Below are 20,115 nucleotides of genomic sequence, written 5' to 3' on the forward strand. Positions count from 1 at the left end.
TACTAATATCCAAAATCTTCTTTTATGGCATCTGCCAACTCTAAAACCTTGTCTTTTGTTATCCCTGCAATTTCATCTAAAGTATAGGCAGACTGGTAGGTTTTCATTGCTTTTTTAGGCTCCCCAGTTTCTTCGTAAAATCTTGCTATATAATAATTTCCTAATAATGTTTTAGGATATTGTTTTCTCGCTAATTTCCCTAAAGGTTCGTAATATTCAAACAGTTCATTCTTCTCAATTGCGGCAGCAATAGCTCTAAAATCGTTTATAAGGATTTGTTTCTCTATGCCAAATAAATCTTGAATAGCTTGATATTTTTCCTCTAAATATATTACAGGAGAAATTTCTAATTCTAAAATTTCTTCTTTGTACTCTTTTTTACTTATAGGTTGAAATACTTTAAATATAGTTTGAAGTGCATTAGGGATAGCATGCGCTGGTGCAGAATAATGGGTAGCATTTTTTAAACTATCAAAACTATATGATATGTTTTCGTTTTCTATAGCAGATAGGTCCGTATGTAAAGCTTCAGACATCTGTTTTAAAGATTTACTATCACCTTCAGCATTTGCTAAATGGTAAAATATTTTAGTGTCTAACTTAGATACACTTTCAGGGATATACTCTAACATGTTTGGTGCTAATTCTGGACTCACAACAATATAACCTTGAAATAACGGATTAGATTTTAAAAGGTAGTAGTTAATAAAATTAGCTGTGTTACCATGGCCTACTGCCACTCTAAAATTTGCAGTTCTGTAATTGGTCTCAATATAAGGTACTAGTTCCATACCTAAAAATTCAAAAAAAGCAGCTCCCGTTTCAACAGGTAGCGAATTTTGCTCTGAATATAAACAATCATCATAACGGGTATCCACTTGATTTATCCCAACCACAATGGCTTCTGGCATATCTTCCCAATAAGAATAATAATCTACATTACCTGCTACCGCTTCAAATAGATAATCGCCATCCAACACCACAAAAATAGGATAGCTTTTTTCTTCATTTGTATTGTAACCTCTAGGCAACTGAATTTTAATTTGACGTTCTTCTCCTAATTTTGAAGATTGAAAGTTTTCATATTTTACTTGGGCAGCTAAATAATTAAACACAAGTATTAGCACCAAAAAGAGATTAATAGCTTTTTTCATTTTTTAAATGATTTGAGATTTTTTTGATACTGCCAAGGTAATAAATAAAGCTAGAGATTAAAAGCCCGCTTTAATTACGTTCTATGTTTTTCTTTCTATTAAAAATTGGTAGATAAATTAAAGATAGTCCTCCAAAAATGATAATAAGCAAAGTTTGCGAGCCCCACATTATCCAACCAAAAGCACGACTCGGATCTTCAGGAAGATTAAACAACGAAAAGGCTAAAACTATAGCTTCTGGATACGACCCTATACCTCCATTAGTTGCTGCAATGCTAAAACTAGCGGCTATAAAACCAATTAAAATAGCTGCAAAAGGCACGTTACTGGTTTGCTCTAAAGCAAATGAAGTTACATAAAACATTAATACATACATACTCCAAATAAAAAGTGTATGGAAAATGAATGCCCATTTCTTCTTCATTTTAAATATACTAAGAGCACCTTCTACCAAACCATTTACAAAGTTTCTAATTTTTAAGGCAATTTTTGATGTGCTTTTTTTAACGTATCTAAAAAAGAAAACGACAAGCACCAATAATCCAGCCATAGCTAGTATAATTTTTGAAGGGTCGAATTTTTCAACTAAAAAACCATAAATAAAATCGAATTGCAGAAACAATGTTATAGCGATAATCCCTAACATTACTATCATATCTGCAATACGTTCTGCAACTATAGTTCCAAAACCTTTTTCAAACGGTACGCCTTCATAATTTGTTAAAATTGTAGCTCGTGCCACCTCTCCAGCTCTTGGAATTGTATAGTTAATTAAATAGGTAGCAAAAACAGCCATAATACTATTTCCTAGTTTAATATTATAACCCATTGGTTCTAGTTGAAACCGCCAACGATAAGCTCTTGATAAATGACTTAGCAAACCAAAAAAAACTCCAAGAATGATGTACGTATAATCTGCTTGTTGAAAATATTCAATAAGTTTTTCTATTGAAATTTGTGATAAAGAATACCAAACCAAAAACACTCCCAATAATAAAGGGAGTGTAATAGTTAATATTCTTTTTATGTTAGGTTTCAACCTTTTATTTTAACAAGTTTGTGGCTTCATCAGGAAATACTAAAGACGGCTTAAATCCCTTTGCATCTTCAATATCCATAAATGCATAAGTTATCAATATAAGAGTATCTCCTACTGAAACTCTTCTAGCTGCTGCTCCATTTAAAGTAATCTCGCCGCTTTTTCGTGGTCCAGGAATACAATAGGTTTCTAAGCGTTCTCCATTATCATTATTTACAATTTGAACTTTTTCGCCTTGTATAATATTAGCAGCATCCATTAAGTCTTCATCAATAGTTATACTACCAATATAATTGAGTTCTGCACCTGTGCATTTAACTCTATGAATTTTAGATTTTACTACTTGAATTTGCATTTGGCAAAGGTAATTAATTTAATGCGATATTATCAATAAGTCTAATCTCGCCAGCATACACAGCTATAAATGCTCTGTACTTTTTTTTATTAGATTTTCGTTTTACTGGTTTTAAGGTTTCGGTATCAGCAATTATAAAATATTCTAACTCTAGCAAATTATGTTCTGCAAACTGACTACCAACCCATTCCAGTACTTTATTAGCACTTTTTATGCCAAATTTCGTTTTAGCTGTTTTTAAAGTTTTATATATAAACGGTGCTGCTTCTAAGTACTCTGGTTTTAACCTTGTATTTCTAGAACTCATAGCTAAGCCATTGGTTTCGCGATGAATTTTACAACCAACAATTTTCACAGGCAACTCATGCTTTTTAACAAGTTTCTTAATAATTTGAAGTTGCTGAAAATCCTTTTCGCCAAAATAGGCTTTGTTCGGGGATACTATTTCAAAAAAACGTTTTACAATAGTACCAACACCATCAAAATGTCCATGGCGAAATTTACCTTCCATCTCAAATTCTAAACCATCAAAATCAAAAGCTTGAGATACTGTTTTACCTTCATAAATATCATCTACTGTAGGTGCATAAACAACAATAGCATCCTTACTTACTGTTTTTAACAGTGCAACATCTTTATCTAATGTTCTAGGATATTTATCTAAGTCCTTTTTATTATCAAACTGTGTGGGGTTTACAAAAATACTTACCACCACCACATTATTTTCTTTTAGTGCCCTAATTACCAATTGTAAATGGCCTTCGTGCAGTGCTCCCATAGTTGGCACCATTCCAACAGATAATCCTTCGTATTTTAATGCTTCAATAGCATTACTAATTTTATTTTTTTCAGTGTAAACCTTCAACTTTTCATAAAAATTAACGCGTGCAAACTTAAGATTTTACGGGGACTTTGCATAAATTTTTGTACTTTTGCGTGTTTTTATTTTTGAATCTTCAAAAGCAAACCATATATGAAAGATAAGAGGATATTGTATGTATCATCTGAAGTAGTGCCTTATTTACCTGAAACCGAAATTTCTTCAATGTCGTTCGAGGCGCCTAGAATGGTTAATCAACAAGGTGGTCAAATTAGAATTTTTATGCCAAGATATGGCAATATTAATGAAAGAAGACACCAATTACACGAAGTTATAAGATTATCTGGTATAAATCTAGTAATTAATGACTTAGACATGCCTTTAATCATAAAAGTAGCTTCTATACCTAAAGAACGCATCCAAGTTTACTTTATAGATAACGATGAGTATTTTAAAAGAAAAGCAACCTTAACCGATGAAAACGGTGTATTGTTTTCTGATAATGACGAACGTGCGATTTTCTTTGCTAAAGGTGTCATAGAAACAGTGAAAAAATTAAACTGGTCTCCTGATGTTATACATGTTCACGGTTGGTTAGCTTCATTACTTCCTCTCTACCTAAGAGAATATTACAAAGATGAGCCTCTATTTAATGAAAGTAAAATAGTAACTTCTGTATACAATCAAAGTTTTAACAATACGTTAAATAAAGATATGGTCAATAAGATTAAATTTGACAACATAAACGAAGAAGCTATAAAGTCATTAGAGGAGCCTTCATATAATAACTTAATGCAAGTTGCAGTTGACTACTCTGATGCTTTAATTATGGGATCTGAAGTTTTACCAGAACATTTAGAAGAGTATATTAAAAATTCTAATAAACCTGTATTAGAATATAAAAGCAAAGATGAATTTGGAGAAGCCTACACAGAGTTTTTTAACACTGAAGTTTTAGGTTAATACGCCAAATTATCCTTTAGAGATTTATGAAGAAGATATTGAAAGCCCCTAATTATGCTATTGCCCTATTTAGCATTTTTTTAGTAACACTAAGTTGTGATACAGAATATAGTTCTATAGAAAGCAGTGTGCTAGGAGAAGGCAATTTTAATTTCAACGGTAATGCGTTTGAAATCCCTGTAAAAGCTTATAATAAAAACTTATCAGCACAACAAATAAATGGATTAACCAGTAATCTCCTTGGTTTTTTTGACGACCCAATATATGGAGAAACAACTGCTAGTATTGTCACTCAAGTTGTGCCATCAAGTTTTGCAACTAATGATGCAAATATGTTTGGAGTTAATCCTATAATTGAATCCGTTACTTTAACGATTCCCTATTTCAGTACCCAAACTAGTATTGATACTGAAGGAAAACCTGAATATAAAATAGACTCTCTGTTTGTTAAAAACAATAACCCAGAAAACATTAAACCTATTAGGTTAAAGATTTATGAAAACTCCTATTTTTTGAGAAGTTTTAATCCAGTTGATATTGAAAATAATTCCCAAAATTATTTTTCTAAGGCTGATGCATCCATTAATAATACTGATAATTTTTCTGAAATTGAAAGTGGTAGCATTAATTTTGATGAGCATATCGGTCAGTTATTTTATGATGACTCTTATACCATAGAAGCAGATGCAAGAGAAATAAAAAGCACTACAGGAGGAATTGAAACAACATCATATTTACCACCAGCTTTAGAATTAGAATTGGCGGACTCTGATACCAGTAAAGCACGTTGGCAATCTTTAATATTAGATCAAGCTGGGTTACCTACACTTAGTAACGCAAACAACTTTTTAAATCATTTTAGAGGTTTATACATAAAAGCCCAAGCTGAAAATGGAGATGGAAGTATGGTATTGCTAAATTTAGCTGATAGCGGAGCCTCTATTACGATAAATTACTCTAGTGATGATGGCGCTGATGCAGATACTGATAGAGACAGTGGAAGTTATACACTTAACTTAAATGGTAACAGATTAAATACCTTTATAAATAATTATAATCCCGCTATTTTACCTACAACACCAAATACTGATGAAGGCGATGAAACTTTATATATAAAAGGCAGTGAGGGCTCAATGTCTGTTATTGAACTTTTTAACGGCATGGGAGATTGTGGAGAAGACGCTTTAGAATGCTTTAAAAGGCTTTTCAGAAAAACTAATGAAAATGGTGAGTTCATTCAGGTTAATGAACAATTTGAATTAAAACGATTAATTAATGAAGCCCATTTAGTTATATATGAAGACGATACCTTCATAACACCAGAAGACCCTAAAGATCTTAATGGAGAAGATTATCATAGATATGATAGGCTTTATATCTATGACTTAGAAAATAACATTCCTATTTTAGATTACAATACTGATATTACAACAGATGCAAGCAATCCTCTGGTATCGAGAACATTTAGCTTAGGCAGAAGAATAACTGATGAAAATGGTGTATCTAAATACAAGCTTAAAGTTACAGATTTATTAAATAACATTTTAATTAGAGATGTTAACGTTACAAAATTAGGATTAGTACTTACAAATAATGTAAACATAAATTCGAACACTGCATTATTAAACAGTACAGATAATGTAACTGGCATTCCTTCAACTGCCATTATTACACCAAGGGGCACAGTATTACACGGTAGTAATACAACTGCCACTACAAACGAGGGAATTAGCAAAAAATTACGTTTAGAAGTATTTTTTACTGAATTAAATTAGACTAAAAACGCATACATTTGTTTTTTGTCGTGTAAAACAATACGTTTACATAAATATTATTAGTTATAGCTATTTATTTTTCATATTTACCATCAATTATATAACCCCAAAATCAAATTAAGAAACTATGTGTGGAATTGTCGGATATATAGGACACAGAGATGCATATCCTATTGTAATAGAAGGGCTTAAACGTCTAGAATATCGTGGCTATGATAGTGCAGGCATAGCTCTATATGACGGTACTGATTTAAAGGTATCAAAAACTAAAGGAAAAGTTTCTGATTTAGAAGAACGTGTTAAAAATCAAATATCTAAATCTGGTAATTTAGGAATTGGACACACACGTTGGGCTACTCATGGTGTGCCAAATGATGTGAATTCCCATCCACATGTTTCAAACTCTGGGGATCTTGTGATTATCCATAACGGAATTATAGAGAATTACGAATCTCTAAAACAAGAACTTATAAAAAGAGGATATACTTTTAAGTCAGATACTGATACTGAAGTACTTATCAATCTTATAGAAGAAGTTAAAACTAAAGAAAAAGTTAAATTAGGTAAAGCCGTACAAATCGCTTTAAATCAAGTTGTTGGAGCTTACGCAATAGCTGTGTTTGATAAAAATAAACCGGAAGAAGTAGTTGTAGCTCGCTTAGGTAGTCCACTCGCTGTAGGAATAGGTGAGGATGAATTTTTTATTGCTAGCGATGCTTCTCCTTTCATAGAATACACTAAAAATGCCATTTATTTAGAAGACGAAGAAATGGCTATTATTAGATTCCATAAAGGCATAAAGGTTAGAAAAATAAAAGATGATTCTTTAGTAGATCCTTACATTCAAGAACTTCAATTAAATTTAGAACAAATTGAAAAAGGAGGGTATGAGCATTTTATGCTTAAAGAAATACATGAGCAACCTAAAGCTATAAATGATACTTATAGAGGGCGATTATTAAGAGATGAAGCTATTATAAAAATGGCTGGTATTGAGGATAACATGAAAAAATTCTTAAATGCTAACCGTATTATAATTGTTGCTTGTGGTACATCATGGCATGCTGGTTTAGTTGCTGAATATATCTTTGAAGATTTAGCACGTATACCTGTTGAAGTTGAATACGCATCTGAATTTAGATATAGAAATCCTGTTATTACTGAAAACGATGTACTTATCGCTATTTCCCAATCTGGAGAAACAGCTGATACTTTAGCAGCTATTAAAATGGCAAAATCTAAAGGTGCTTTTGTTTTTGGTGTATGTAACGTTGTTGGATCTTCAATAGCCAGAGAATCCGATGCTGGTGCTTATACACACGCTGGCCCTGAAATTGGAGTTGCTTCAACCAAAGCATTTACCACTCAAATAACAGTTTTATCTTTAATAGCTTTACGCCTTGCTAGAGCAAAAGGAACTATTTCAAGTTCAGACTTCCGCCATTATTTATTAGAGATGGAAATGATTCCAGAAAAAGTAGAAAAGACTCTAGAATCAGACGCTCATATAAAGGAGGTTTCTAAAATTTACAAAGATGCTGCTAACTTTTTATATTTAGGAAGAGGTTATAATTTCCCTGTTGCTTTAGAAGGTGCCTTAAAACTAAAAGAGATATCATATATTCATGCTGAAGGTTATCCAGCAGCTGAGATGAAGCATGGACCTATTGCTTTAATAGATGAAAACATGCCAATAGTAGTTATAGCTACAAAAGCAGAACACTATGATAAGGTAGTTAGTAATATTCAAGAAATTAAATCTAGAAAAGGTAAAATTATTGGAGTTATTACAGAAGGAGACACTATAGTTAGAGAGTTAGCAGATCATGTTATTGAAGTGCCCGAAACAATAGAAGCACTATCTCCACTACTAACAACCATACCTCTTCAATTGTTATCTTACCATATTGCAGTAATGCTAGAGAAAAATGTGGATCAACCCAGAAATCTTGCAAAATCTGTAACTGTAGAATAATATTTTAAACAGGGATTTTAAAACTAAAATCCCTGTTTAGTTTTCAATATTCTTTAATTTTATAACTATTTTTTGTTAAAAGCGTAAATTTTATCGCTTTTTTTTATGAAAATATACTATGCATGCATAATTTTTTCATATTTTTATTGCCAATCAAATGGTAAACCCCATTATTAAATAAACTAATTCAGATAGATGAAAACAATTCTTAAATTAATTTTATTGTTGTTTAGCGTAAGTAGTTTTGCCCAAACAACAATTAAAGGAACCGTTAAGGATGATAGCGGTCAACCTATCCCTGGAACCAATATCATAATATTAGGTACTACTGTAGGAACAGTTACAGATTTTGATGGTGGTTTTACTTTAACTACTAATCAAAACCCTCCCTTTTCCATTCAAGTAAGTAGTGTTGGTTTTGAAACAGCAACTCAAGAGATAACATCAAACAATCAAAACGTTGATATTATTTTAAAAGAAGGTAATGAACTTGATGAAGTTGTAATTTCAGCATCACGTACACCTGAGCGTATTTTTGAATCTCCTGTAACCGTGGAAAGATTTGGCATTAAAGCAATAAAGAATACTGCTTCAGCTGATTTTTATGGCGGACTAGAAAATTTAAAGGGTGTGGATATAAACACCAATAGTCTTACATTTAAATCAATAAACACAAGGGGGTTTGCAACCTTTGCTAATACACGCTTTATGCAATTAGTAGATGGTATGGACAATTCTGCTCCTGCACTTAACTTTCCATTAGGTAACCTTTTAGGAATGGTGGAAACCGACGTACAAAGTGTAGAGCTTTTACCAGGTGCATCATCTGCACTTTACGGTGCCAACGCTTTTAACGGGATATTATTTATGACTAGTAAAAACCCTTTTGACCATGAGGGTGGTGTAAAAGGTTACATCAAGCAAGGTATTACATCTCAAGAAGCAGCAGGAAATAACGATTATACTGATATAGGTATAAGTGTTTCACATAAATTTAGCGATCATTTTGCAGCCAAGGTTAACTTTGGATATTTAAAAGGAACTGATTGGTTTGCCACTAACTATGACGATAAAGATACTCCTGGTGGCACGCGAGAATCTAATATTAATTATGATGGAGTTAACGTATATGGAGATAATGTAACTACAAATATTAGAGATGCAGCACCAGCAAGTATAAAAGGTATAATACCAGATGTAAATGTTAGTAGAACTGGTTATAGAGAAATAGATTTAACTGATTATGATGCTGAAAGCGTTAAAGCTGATTGGGGGTTATACTTTCGCCCGTGGGGTAACGATTTTGAAATCCAATATGTTGGAAAAGTAGGAACTGGATCTACCATTTATCAAGGAGCGCAACGTTATAGAATAGATGGATTTTCATTACAACAACATAAATTAGAAGTTAGAACTGATGATTTTTTCATAAGAGGTTATGTGACATCTGATAAGGCTGGCGACACTTATGTAATGGATGTTGCAGGTCCAAATTTATTACAAGCATGGAAATCTCATCAAGATTGGTTTGGAGATTATATTGGCACCTATGCTGCTTCTGTTTTAGGAGGTGCTACTGATGCACAAGCCCATAATGCTGCAAGAACAGCTGCTGAAGAAGGAAGACCTGATCTAGAATCTGATGAGTTTCAACGTCTTTTCAATCAAGTCACATCAGACACTGATTTCTTGACAGGTTCTGCATTTAAAGATAATTCTAAAATTTATCACGGAGATTTAAATTATAATTTCAAGGATAAAATAGATTTTGCCGAAATACAAGTTGGTGGCTCATATAGAACATATCGTTTAAACTCATTTGGTACTATTTATGCTGATGCTAATGGTCCCATTACATATTCAGAACTAGGAATTTACACCCAACTACAACGTTCTGTTGACTTAAATGAAAGTTTGGAACTCAAATTAACAGGATCTATCAGATATGATAAATCAGAATTGTTTGACGGTTTCTTCTCTCCTAGAATCTCAGCTGGATTAACAGTCAACGAAAATCATAACTTCAGAGCTTCATTCCAAACTGGATTTAGAAACCCAGATACACAATCGTTATACATTGGATTAAGAACTGCTTTAGGAACTTTAATTGGTGGTGCAACCGATATCGGAGAACGCTATTCTAGAGATTATGACGTAAGTCAGTTTGCACAAAACAATCTTGGTCAACCATCTAGTATTACCCAAACAGGAGCAGCAGCTTACACTAATTCTCTTTTTGCTTCAATTGCCAATGGTTTAGGAACCCATGACCCATCATCTAACGGCAGTAATTTTATTGGTAACTCAAGTTTTTCGGAACCTGAGCAGGTTAGCTCTTTTGAGCTTGGATATAGAGGAAAAGTAAGTGGTTTTATAATAGACGCATCTGCCTACTATAGTACCTACAACGACTTTCTCGCCAATGAAACTGTAATTGCACCACTTTATGGTAATGTATCTAACTTTGACCTAACAGGCTATGATCCAAATAACCCAGCTTCAGTAGCTGGTCTTAATGCAGATACCCAACAAATATTAGCAGCTTTGAGTAATGGAGATGTAGTAGGGTACCAAACATATACAAATACTGAAGAAACAGTTAACTCCTATGGTGCCGCTATTGGAGTATCAACAAAAGTATTTGATGATTTTGACTTAAGCGCCAACTACACATGGGCTCGACTAGACTTTGACGTTGCTGGTAATCCAGATTTTAGAACCAATTTCAATACACCAGAACATAAAGTAAAATTAGGCTTTGGAAAAACAGAGTTATTTAAAAACTTTGGATTTAACCTTGCTTGGAGATGGAGCGACAATTACTTCTGGGAAGCTTCCTTTGGAGATGGAGAAATACCTGCATTCAATGTATTAGATGCACAAGTTAACTACAGGATACCAAACTTAAAAACGACTATTAAGGCTGGAGCCACTAATCTATTAGCGGATGAATACTTTACTGCCTTTGGAACAGGTTTCATAGGATCTCAGTATTATGTAGCGTTAACCATCAACAATCTTTAAAAATTTAAGCAATGAAAAATATAAAATACATCATTTTATCAATATTCGCACTAAGTTTTTTAGCTTGTGAAAACGAAGAGTTAGAAGAACTAAGAAATAAAAATAGTACCGAAGAAATAATACTTCCTGAATTAACTTCTGGATCTGCAGATTTTTCTAACTATGTAGCGGTAGGCGCATCATTTACAGCAGGTTTTACTGATGGCGCATTGTTTATAGCTGGTCAAGAAAATTCTTTTCCAAACATCCTGTCGCAACAATTTATGAAAGTTGGTGGTAACGAACTTACGCAACCTCTAATGAACGATAATATTGGAGGTTTACTTATAGGAGGAATGCCAAACCCTCAATTCTTACCAAGATTATTTTTTAATGGTACAGGACCTCAAAGATTACCTTCTACGCCAACAACTGAAGGTGCTGCAAATTTAGGTGGTACTTTTACTAATATGGGTGTGCCAGGAGCCAAAAGTTTTCATCTATTATTTGACGGTTATGGTAATCCTGCAAATTTATCCCTAGAATTAGCAAACCCTTACTATGTACGAATGGCATCTAGTCCAACAGCTACTGTTTTAGGTGATGCTTTGGCTCAAAACCCAACTTTCTTCACGCTTTCAGAAATTGGAGGAAATGATGTTTTAGGTTTTGCTACTTCTGGTGGAGACGGATCAAACCCTATTACAGATACCGCAACTTTTGATGCCTCTTTTAATGCTTTAGTAGGTGCTTTAACCTCAAACGGAGCTAAAGGCGTGGTAACCAATGTGCCTTATGTAACAGATTTACCGTTTTTTACAACAGTACCAAATAATGCACTTGAATTAGATGCTGCTACAGCTGCACAATTAACTGGTGTATTTCAAGCAGTAAGTGGTATTTTTCTACAAGGAGCTGTTTTGCAGGGGGTACCTATTGAACAAGCGCAAGCATTGGCTGCACAATATGCCATTACATTTAATGAAGGTCCGAACAGATGGATAATAGATGTACCAGTTACACAAACAAATCCGTTGGGCTTTAGACAAATGACAGAAGATGAGTTACTAGTTTTAACCATAGATCAAACTGCATTAGCACAAGGTTATGGTACTGTAGCTTTAACCCCTGAAGTTCTTCAAGTTTTAGGGCTATTACAACAAGGAGGAACTCCAACACCAGAACAAGCAGGATTAGTTTTAGCTGCTGTAAACGGTATTGATGATAAAGACGCTTTAGATAGTGATGAACTATCTGAAATTATAACTGCAACTGATGCGTTCAACGCCACCATAGAAAGTGTGGCTAATTCTAATGAGAGTATTGCTCTAGTTAACCTAAATACAATCCTTAGTCAAGTGGCCAGTACTGGAATTAGTTTTGATGAATTTACCTTAACGGCAGGTTTGGTTACAGGGGGTGCGATAGGCTTAGATGGTATACATCTTAATGCAAGAGGATACGCCCTTATGGCTAATAAGTTCTTAGAAGCCATTGACGAAGCTTTTGGTTCTAACTTTGTGGCATCTGGTAGTCTTGCAAAGGCAAGTAATTATCCCGTAAATTATCCCTTTTCATTACCCTAACAAATAAAAACACATTGTAACTAACCCTAAAAAACACCTTTAATTTAAAAGGTGTTTTTTTGTTCCTTAAATTTTCAAACCATTTATATGAAAATCTCTAAAATTTTAACGGTTATTTTAGTGGATTTGTTAAAACATCTCAAAGCTTTTACAAATACTTTGAAACACCTATCTTTTTTTTCTAAAAGTTGTATTTTTGAAGAATGTTTTTTCAACAAGCGATAGGATACTATAACCATGGATAAATATTCCTTCTTAAATGCTGCACATACAGCATATTTTGCAGACTTATACGATCAATATTTGCAAAACCCTGATAACGTAGAACCTAGCTGGAGAGCTTTTTTTCAAGGCTACGACTTTGGTTCAGAAAATTATGGATTAGATGGCGAGATTATTGAAGGTGTTTCAACTCAGATTCCAGAACACATTCAAAAAGAATTTCAGGTAGCCAGACTTATTGATGGTTACAGAAGTAGAGGACATCTATTTACCAAGACAAATCCTGTTAGAGATAGGAGAACTTACACTCCTACACTAGCTTTAGAGAACTTTGGCTTATCAGAAAATGATTTAGATACAGTATTTAATGCTGCCGAAGTTTTAGGTAATGGGGCACAACCTTTAAGAGAAATTTTAAAGCGCTTAAATAGTATTTACGCAGATTCTATAGGGGTTGAATATATGTATTTACGAAACCCTGAAGTTATAAAGTGGTGGCAAGACAAGCTAAATACAAATGATAATAATCCATCATATTCTCCAGAAACAAAAAAGTATATCCTTTCTAAGTTAAATCAAGCGGTTACTTTTGAGAACTTTTTACAAACCAAGTATGTTGGCCAAAAACGTTTTTCACTCGAAGGAGGAGAATCTTTAATTCCTGCCATAAGCAACGCTCTCTATATGTCAGTTGAAAAATATGGTGTTAAAGAATGTGTTTTAGGAATGGCGCATCGTGGACGCTTAAGTACACTTGTAAATATCTTTAGAAAACCGCTTCGAGAACTTTTTAGTGAATTTGACGGCAAGGATTTTGAAGATGAAAATATTGATGGAGATGTTAAGTATCACTTAGGTTTAACTTTAGATAAAACCTATCAAAACGGTAAGTCTATAAAGATGAATCTGGTACCTAACCCATCGCATCTAGAAACTGTGGGGCCTGTTGCCGAAGGTATTACACGTGCCAAAATAGATGATGACTATGATGGAGACGATTCAAAAATATTACCAATTTTAGTACATGGAGACGCTGCAGTTGCTGGGCAAGGTATAGCATACGAAGTTGGACAAATGAGCCAACTAAATGGATACAAAACTGGTGGAACAGTTCATATAGTAGTAAATAACCAAATAGGTTTTACTACAAATTACTTAGATGGACGCTCAAGCACATACTGTACTGATGTAGCAAAAGTAACCTTATCTCCTGTAATGCATGTAAATGCTGATGATGCGGAAGCTGTGGTTCATGCCGTTGAAATGGCATTGGATTATCGTATGCGTTATAAAAAAGACGTATACATTGATTTATTGGGATATCGTAAGTACGGACATAATGAAGGAGATGAACCTCGTTTTACACAGCCTAATCTATATAAGAATATTTCAAAACATCCCAATCCATTCAAAATATATTCTGATAAATTAATCGCTGAAAACACCATAGATAGTGGATATTCAAATGCGATAGTTAAAGAATTTAAAGATACTCTAGAAAAAGAATACGAAAAATCTAAAGAAGCAGAATCATCAAAAGTTCGTGAATTTATGCAGGAACGCTGGAATGGTTTTGAGCGTAAAGGCATTGATGCAATGCTTCTAAGAGAAGATACAACATACCCTGAAGAAAGTCTTAAGCATATCTCTAAAGTAGTATCTACCGTACCTGAAGGACAAAAGTTTTTACGTAAAGCTGAACGTATTCTTGAAGGAAGAGCCAAAATGGTTTTTGAAACTGATAACTTAGATTGGGGAATGGCAGAAACTTTGGCTTATGGAAGTTTGATGGAAGAAGGTTATAACATAAGAATTTCAGGTCAAGATGTAGAACGTGGTACATTTAGTCACAGGCATGCTATTCTACGCGATATCATTTCTGAAGAGCGTGTAAATTTACTTAACACCAATCCTAATAACAAGGGTAATATGGATATCTATAATTCATTTTTATCTGAATATGGTGTTCTTGGTTTCGATTATGGTTACGCCATGGCTAATCCAAATACTTTAACAATTTGGGAAGCCCAGTTTGGGGACTTCAGTAATGGAGCTCAAATTATATTCGATCAGTATTTATCTGCAGCCGAAGACAAATGGAAAGCACAAAACGGAATTGTTGTTTTATTACCTCATGGATATGAAGGTCAAGGCTCCGAACACTCATCAGCTAGAATTGAGCGTTACCTTCAATTATGTGGTAATGACAATATGATTCTAGCTGATTGTACGACACCTGCCAACTTTTTTCACTTACTGAGACGTCAGATGAAACGTGATTACAGAAAGCCTCTTATCGTTTTCACTCCAAAAAGTTTACTACGTCATCCAAAAGCTATTTCGTCTATCAATGAATTAGCTACTGGAGGTTTTGAAGAAGTTATTGACGATACTATAAATTCAGACAACATTGAAAAACTCGTTTTCTGTACTGGTAAGTTTTATTACGACCTTTTGGCAAAAAGAGAGGAATTAAAATCTACCAATATTGCATTAGTAAGAATTGAACAATTATTCCCATTACATTTAGATAAAATCCAAACCGTTATAGACCGCTATAAAAATGTTAAAACTTATGTTTGGGCACAAGAAGAACCAGAAAATATGGGCGCTTGGAGTTACATGCTACAGCGTATGCGATTAGTACCTCTTGAAGTAAATTCCAGACCTTTTGCTTCAGTACCTGCACCAGGTTCGAGCACAAGAGATAAAGCAAGACAACAACGTGTTATCAATACTGTTTTCGATATAGAATAAAAATAAATTAAAAATAATTAAAATTATTTACACATGATTTTAGAAATGAAAGTACCGTCTCCAGGAGAATCTATTACTGAAGTAGAGATTGCTGAATGGTTAGTAGAAGATGGAGATTATGTTGAAAAAGATCAAGCTATTGCTGAAGTAGATAGTGACAAAGCTACATTAGAACTTCCAGCTGAAGCTAGTGGTATTATTACATTAAAAGCTGAAGAAGGTGACGCTGTAGCTGTTGGTGCAGTAGTTTGCCATATTGATACAAGTGCAGCAAAACCAGAAGGAGGAGACACTCCAAAAGAAGAGAAAAAAGAAGAAGCACCAAAAACTGAAACAAAAGCAGCACCTGCTCCTGAAGCAAAAACGTATGCAACAGGTAGTGCTAGCCCTGCAGCCAAAAAGATTCTTACTGAAAAAGGTATAGATGCCGCATCAATAAACGGTACTGGTAAAGATGGTAGAGTAACAAAAGAAGATGCTGTAAAGGCTGTACCTTCTATGGGAACACCCTCAGGAGGTAGTCGTGGTACTTCACGCAGCAAGATGTCTATGTTACGTCGTAAAGTAGCAGAACGCTTAGTTGAAGCTAAAAATACAACGGCAATGTTAACTACATTTAATGAGGTTGATATGTCGCCCATTTTTGAGCTTAGAAAAGAATATAAAGAGACTTTTAAAGCAAAACATGGTGTTAGTTTAGGGTTTATGAGCTTTTTTACTTTGGCAGTTGTAAGAGCACTTAAAATGTACCCTGCTGTTAACTCTATGATTGATGGTAAGGAAATGTTATCTTATGATTTTTGCGATATTAGTATTGCAGTTTCTGGGCCTAAAGGGTTAATGGTTCCAGTAATTAGAAATGCTGAAAACCTAAGCTTTAGAGGTGTAGAATCTGAAGTAAAACGTTTAGCAATTCGTGCCAGAGAAGGACAAATCACAGTTGATGAAATGACGGGAGGAACATTTACCATTACAAATGGTGGTGTATTTGGAAGTATGTTATCCACACCTATTATTAACCCTCCACAAAGTGGAATTTTAGGAATGCACAATATTGTCGAGCGCCCAGTTGCTATTGATGGCAAGGTTGAAATTAGACCAATAATGTACGTTGCATTGTCTTATGACCATAGAATTATTGATGGAAAAGAAAGTGTTGGTTTCTTAGTTGCTGTTAAAGAAGCTTTAGAGAATCCAATTGAATTATTGATGAATAACGATGTTAAAAAGGCTTTAGAACTTTAAAAAAGATAATCTAGTTATAATTAAAAAGGCGAAATATTTATTGTATTTCGTCTTTTTTATATTCATTAACCACTACTATACTTTTTTTATCACATTAGTTACTATACCCCAAATGATAAAATTGTTCTCTTCTGTTATTTGTATTGGTGTATAATTAGGGTTTTCTGGTTGTAACCAAACATTGCCTCTATCCACTCTTAATCGTTTTACGGTAAATTCCCCGTCTAAAAAACATACAGCTATTTTACCATGTTCAGGTTCCAAACTTCTATCTATAACTAACAAATCGTTATCGTCTAACCCTGCTCCTATCATAGACTGTCCACTTACACGTGCAAAAAAAGTAGCTTCTTTATTTTTAATAAGTTCTTTGTCTAAAGATAATCGTTGTTCTTTAAAATCATCCGCAGGAGAAGGAAACCCAGCAGATATACCCATATCAAAAAAAGGAGCTCCCGAGTTGCCTAAAATTCTAGGGTTAAAAAAAGTAAGCTTTTCAGACTTATGTAATAACATTTGATATTGATTACGAATAAAATTATTTTATAAAGTTAACAAATATTGTATCTATTAACTAATAGTTATATATCTCGTACAAAAAAAGTCAAGATATATCTTGACTTTTTTTATAAAATATTAAGATTACTATTCTTTTATTCCATATTGGTAAGAGCATCTCCAGTACCTGTGGTGTAGTTTATTTTTAAAGCATTTACTTTTCTCAGCTCTTGCTTAACATCACCAACAATTCCCATGTTTGCATCTTTATCAACTTTAAGCGAAACCGTTAAAAAAGGAATAAGTTCTTCTCTTAACGCTGCTCGTTCAGCTGCAATAAAAGCTGCAACATCACTTACTGATGCAAAATCATCATTAAGCTGAATTCTAGCTTCTGTTCCATATTTCTTGTAGTTTTCACTAGGTTTACCCATATAAATATAACTAACAGGGTTTTTCTTATCCAACTTTTCAACTTGATCTGCAACTGGTAATGTATTCTTTATCTTAAGTGTATCTTCTCTCATTACAGTAGCTACCATAAAAAAGAATAATAACATGAAAACAATATCAGGCAAAGACGCAGTATTAATTGGCGCAAGCCCTCCATCTTTTTTCTTCTTAAACTTAGACATATTTTTAAGTTTTATTTATTCAACTACTTCCGAAAGCTTTTGCGGAATTTCAACTTTAATCTGATCGATAAGTTTCTTCAATTTTGTTTTATTTCCACTCCATCTTACATCTTTATGTAATGCTTGCATCTCTTGAAAATTCATTTTAGGAAATCCTTGAGAAGCCCCTACTTCTAGTGCTCTTCTATTCCTTAATTCATTGTAAGCAGCTACCAACTCATTTTGTACTGCTATGTATGCTGCATAAGACGTCTCACGATCGTTTTTTAAAGAAATAATTGCTTTATCTGGATTATCAGATGATTTTGGATCTTTCTTACCTTGACAAAACCCACAAGAACCATCTCCATTATTATCCAAAAACTCTATAGCAGCTTTTCTCAAATCCTTAATTTCCATAGGTTCGTCTTCAACAAGTAATCGATCTTGTTTATTTACTAAAACCGTGAAAATATTTTTCTGCTTAATGATAGGTGGTTCAGTATTATCTTCAATTGGAGGAAGTTTTCGGTTAATTCCCGAATCCTTCTCAATGGTTGTGGTTACCAAGAAAAATATCAATAATAAGAAGGCAATGTCGGCCATAGAGCCTGCATTAACTTCAGGTGCTGCTCGTTTTGCCATAATTATTTAATCATTTTTTTAATTCCGTAAAACAACATTGATCCTCCAGCAATTAATATAAGAGCATAAAATAAATATAATCCTGCTCCTAATAATTTTGACCCACTTGCAGATAATGTACCTCCATCTTTTAGTGGAGTATCTACACCCTTAGCGAGACCAAAATAACAGATAATCGCCAACAGCACAAATATCCCTAAACTTCTCAATGTGCTTTTAAGGACATCAGGGTTTGTTAAAATATTTTTTAAACTAAATATAACAACAAACGCAACAATCAATCCTAATATTATGTAGGCAATGAACATGATAGAATCAACCGATCCACTTGCTTCTCCTCCTTTTACTGCTTCATCACCTGCTGATATTATCATTGCCAGAAATGCTATAGAAAGAACTCCAACAATTGCTAATACTATGGTTAATATTTTTTTCATAATAGTTACAATTTTAAATTATTACTTTTTGTGTTTGATAAGCATATCCATTAAAGAAATAGAAGAATCTTCCATATCATTAACGATGCTATCTATTTTAGCAATAATGTAATTGTAAAATATTTGAAGAATAATTGCTACTATAAGACCAAATACAGTTGTTAAAAGTGCTACTTTAATACCTCCTGCCACAAGTGAAGGGTTCATATCTCCAGCAGCTTCAATTTTATCAAATGCTTGAATCATACCTATTACCGTACCCATGAAACCAAGCATTGGTGCTAGTGCAATAAATAAAGAAATCCAAGACACATTCTTCTCTAATTGTCCCATTTGAACACCTCCGTAAGCTACAACTGCTTTCTCAGCAGCTTCAATACCTTCATCAGTTCTATCTAAACCTTGATAAAAGATAGAAGCAATAGGTCCTTTAGTGTTTCTACAAACTTCTTTAGCAGCTTCAACACCGCCAGAAGCTAATGCGTCTTCCACGTTTTGAGTTAATTTTTTAGTATTTGTTGTAGACAAGTTTAAAAAGATAATTCTCTCTATAGCAATTGCTAATCCAAGAATTAAACACAACAATACAATACCCATAAATCCTGGGCCTCCTTCAATAAAACGCTTTTTTAATCCTTGATGAAAACCAAGTTCTTCAGCAGGTGCTGCTTGCTCGGTCTCTTGAGTAGTTACAACTGTTGTAGCTGCAGTATTTACCGTTGCGCTAGTAGTTGCATTTGCTGTTCCAAAAACCATCATTCCTGTAATGGCAAGGATAGAAAATAATCTTTTCATGTTCTAAAATCTTAATTTTATTAGTTAAAGTGTTAAAGATATAAAAAATACAATTAAATATTAAATATAATTGAGCAGAGAGGAAGGGATTCGAACCCTCGATACCCTTTTGAGGTATACACACTTTCCAGGCGTGCGCCTTCGACCACTCGGCCACCTCTCTGTGGCTTAATCGTAATTTTTAAGGGAGAGCAAATAACAAAAAAAAAACCAAACAGTAAAACCTTTCTGG

16 protein-coding genes and 1 tRNA gene are annotated in these 20,115 nt (G+C 33.7%); 7 read left to right on the forward strand and 10 right to left on the reverse strand.

Annotated elements, in window-relative coordinates; genetic code table 11:
- Positions 1–2: 2 nt before the first annotated feature.
- From EYD46_RS07040 to panC, 4 genes are all read right to left on the reverse strand, one after another.
- Positions 3–1,154 (reverse strand): alpha/beta hydrolase, encoded by a 1,152-nt coding sequence (locus EYD46_RS07040; RefSeq protein WP_130936376.1) that lies wholly within the window; start codon positions 1,152–1,154, stop codon positions 3–5.
- Between the two features lie 70 nt (positions 1,155–1,224).
- The gene (locus tag EYD46_RS07045; RefSeq protein WP_130936377.1) at positions 1,225–2,193 is read right to left on the reverse strand and encodes a lysylphosphatidylglycerol synthase transmembrane domain-containing protein; all 969 of its coding nucleotides are present in this window, start codon (positions 2,191–2,193) and stop codon (positions 1,225–1,227) included.
- 4 nt (positions 2,194–2,197) lie between these two features.
- Positions 2,198–2,548, reverse strand: a complete 351-nt coding sequence (gene panD / locus EYD46_RS07050) for an aspartate 1-decarboxylase (protein ID WP_130936378.1) — start codon at positions 2,546–2,548, stop codon at positions 2,198–2,200.
- 13 nt (positions 2,549–2,561) lie between these two features.
- Complete coding sequence (panC, locus tag EYD46_RS07055; RefSeq protein ID WP_130936379.1) at positions 2,562–3,413, reverse strand: pantoate--beta-alanine ligase; 852 nt, start codon at positions 3,411–3,413, stop codon at positions 2,562–2,564.
- A 108-nt stretch (positions 3,414–3,521) separates the two neighbouring features.
- Between panC and EYD46_RS07060 the strand changes: the two genes are divergently transcribed.
- The 7 genes from EYD46_RS07060 (at position 3,522) to odhB (ending at position 16,894) form a co-directional block, all read left to right on the forward strand.
- Complete coding sequence (locus EYD46_RS07060; RefSeq protein ID WP_130936380.1) at positions 3,522–4,331, forward strand: glycogen/starch synthase; 810 nt, start codon at positions 3,522–3,524, stop codon at positions 4,329–4,331.
- Positions 4,332–4,357: 26 nt separating this feature from the next.
- The gene (locus EYD46_RS07065; protein WP_130936381.1) at positions 4,358–6,106 is read left to right on the forward strand and encodes a DUF4270 domain-containing protein; all 1,749 of its coding nucleotides are present in this window, start codon (positions 4,358–4,360) and stop codon (positions 6,104–6,106) included.
- A 127-nt stretch (positions 6,107–6,233) separates the two neighbouring features.
- Positions 6,234–8,081: a glutamine--fructose-6-phosphate transaminase (isomerizing) gene (gene glmS / locus EYD46_RS07070; protein WP_130936382.1), complete on the forward strand. Its 1,848-nt coding sequence runs from the start codon at positions 6,234–6,236 to the stop codon at positions 8,079–8,081.
- A gap of 195 nt (positions 8,082–8,276) precedes the next feature.
- Positions 8,277–11,105, forward strand: a complete 2,829-nt coding sequence (locus EYD46_RS07075; protein ID WP_130936383.1) for a TonB-dependent receptor domain-containing protein — start codon at positions 8,277–8,279, stop codon at positions 11,103–11,105.
- An 11-nt stretch (positions 11,106–11,116) separates the two neighbouring features.
- Positions 11,117–12,670: an SGNH/GDSL hydrolase family protein gene (locus tag EYD46_RS07080; RefSeq protein WP_130936384.1), complete on the forward strand. Its 1,554-nt coding sequence runs from the start codon at positions 11,117–11,119 to the stop codon at positions 12,668–12,670.
- 237 nt (positions 12,671–12,907) lie between these two features.
- Positions 12,908–15,649 (forward strand): 2-oxoglutarate dehydrogenase E1 component, encoded by a 2,742-nt coding sequence (locus EYD46_RS07085; protein WP_130936385.1) that lies wholly within the window; start codon positions 12,908–12,910, stop codon positions 15,647–15,649.
- A gap of 33 nt (positions 15,650–15,682) precedes the next feature.
- Positions 15,683–16,894 carry a 2-oxoglutarate dehydrogenase complex dihydrolipoyllysine-residue succinyltransferase gene (odhB, locus tag EYD46_RS07090; protein WP_130936386.1) on the forward strand — a complete coding sequence of 404 codons (1,212 nt, stop codon included), beginning with the start codon at positions 15,683–15,685 and terminating at the stop codon, positions 16,892–16,894.
- Positions 16,895–16,969: 75 nt separating this feature from the next.
- On the opposite strand, the gene EYD46_RS07095 is transcribed toward odhB, so the two are convergent.
- The 6 genes from EYD46_RS07095 to EYD46_RS07120 form a co-directional block, all read right to left on the reverse strand.
- Complete coding sequence (locus tag EYD46_RS07095) at positions 16,970–17,410, reverse strand: LexA family protein (protein WP_130936387.1); 441 nt, start codon at positions 17,408–17,410, stop codon at positions 16,970–16,972.
- 137 nt (positions 17,411–17,547) lie between these two features.
- Positions 17,548–18,027, reverse strand: a complete 480-nt coding sequence (locus EYD46_RS07100) for an ExbD/TolR family protein (RefSeq protein ID WP_130936388.1) — start codon at positions 18,025–18,027, stop codon at positions 17,548–17,550.
- 15 nt (positions 18,028–18,042) lie between these two features.
- Complete coding sequence (locus tag EYD46_RS07105) at positions 18,043–18,651, reverse strand: ExbD/TolR family protein (RefSeq protein ID WP_130936389.1); 609 nt, start codon at positions 18,649–18,651, stop codon at positions 18,043–18,045.
- A 2-nt stretch (positions 18,652–18,653) separates the two neighbouring features.
- Positions 18,654–19,088, reverse strand: a complete 435-nt coding sequence (locus EYD46_RS07110) for a hypothetical protein (RefSeq protein ID WP_130936390.1) — start codon at positions 19,086–19,088, stop codon at positions 18,654–18,656.
- Between the two features lie 21 nt (positions 19,089–19,109).
- Positions 19,110–19,883, reverse strand: a complete 774-nt coding sequence (locus EYD46_RS07115) for a MotA/TolQ/ExbB proton channel family protein (protein WP_130936391.1) — start codon at positions 19,881–19,883, stop codon at positions 19,110–19,112.
- Positions 19,884–19,958: 75 nt separating this feature from the next.
- A tRNA-Ser gene (locus EYD46_RS07120) sits at positions 19,959–20,046 on the reverse strand.
- Positions 20,047–20,115: the final 69 nt, after the last annotated feature.

Origin of the sequence: Hyunsoonleella pacifica, assembly GCF_004310335.1 — a bacterium.
GTDB classification, from domain to species: domain Bacteria; phylum Bacteroidota; class Bacteroidia; order Flavobacteriales; family Flavobacteriaceae; genus Jejuia; species Jejuia pacifica.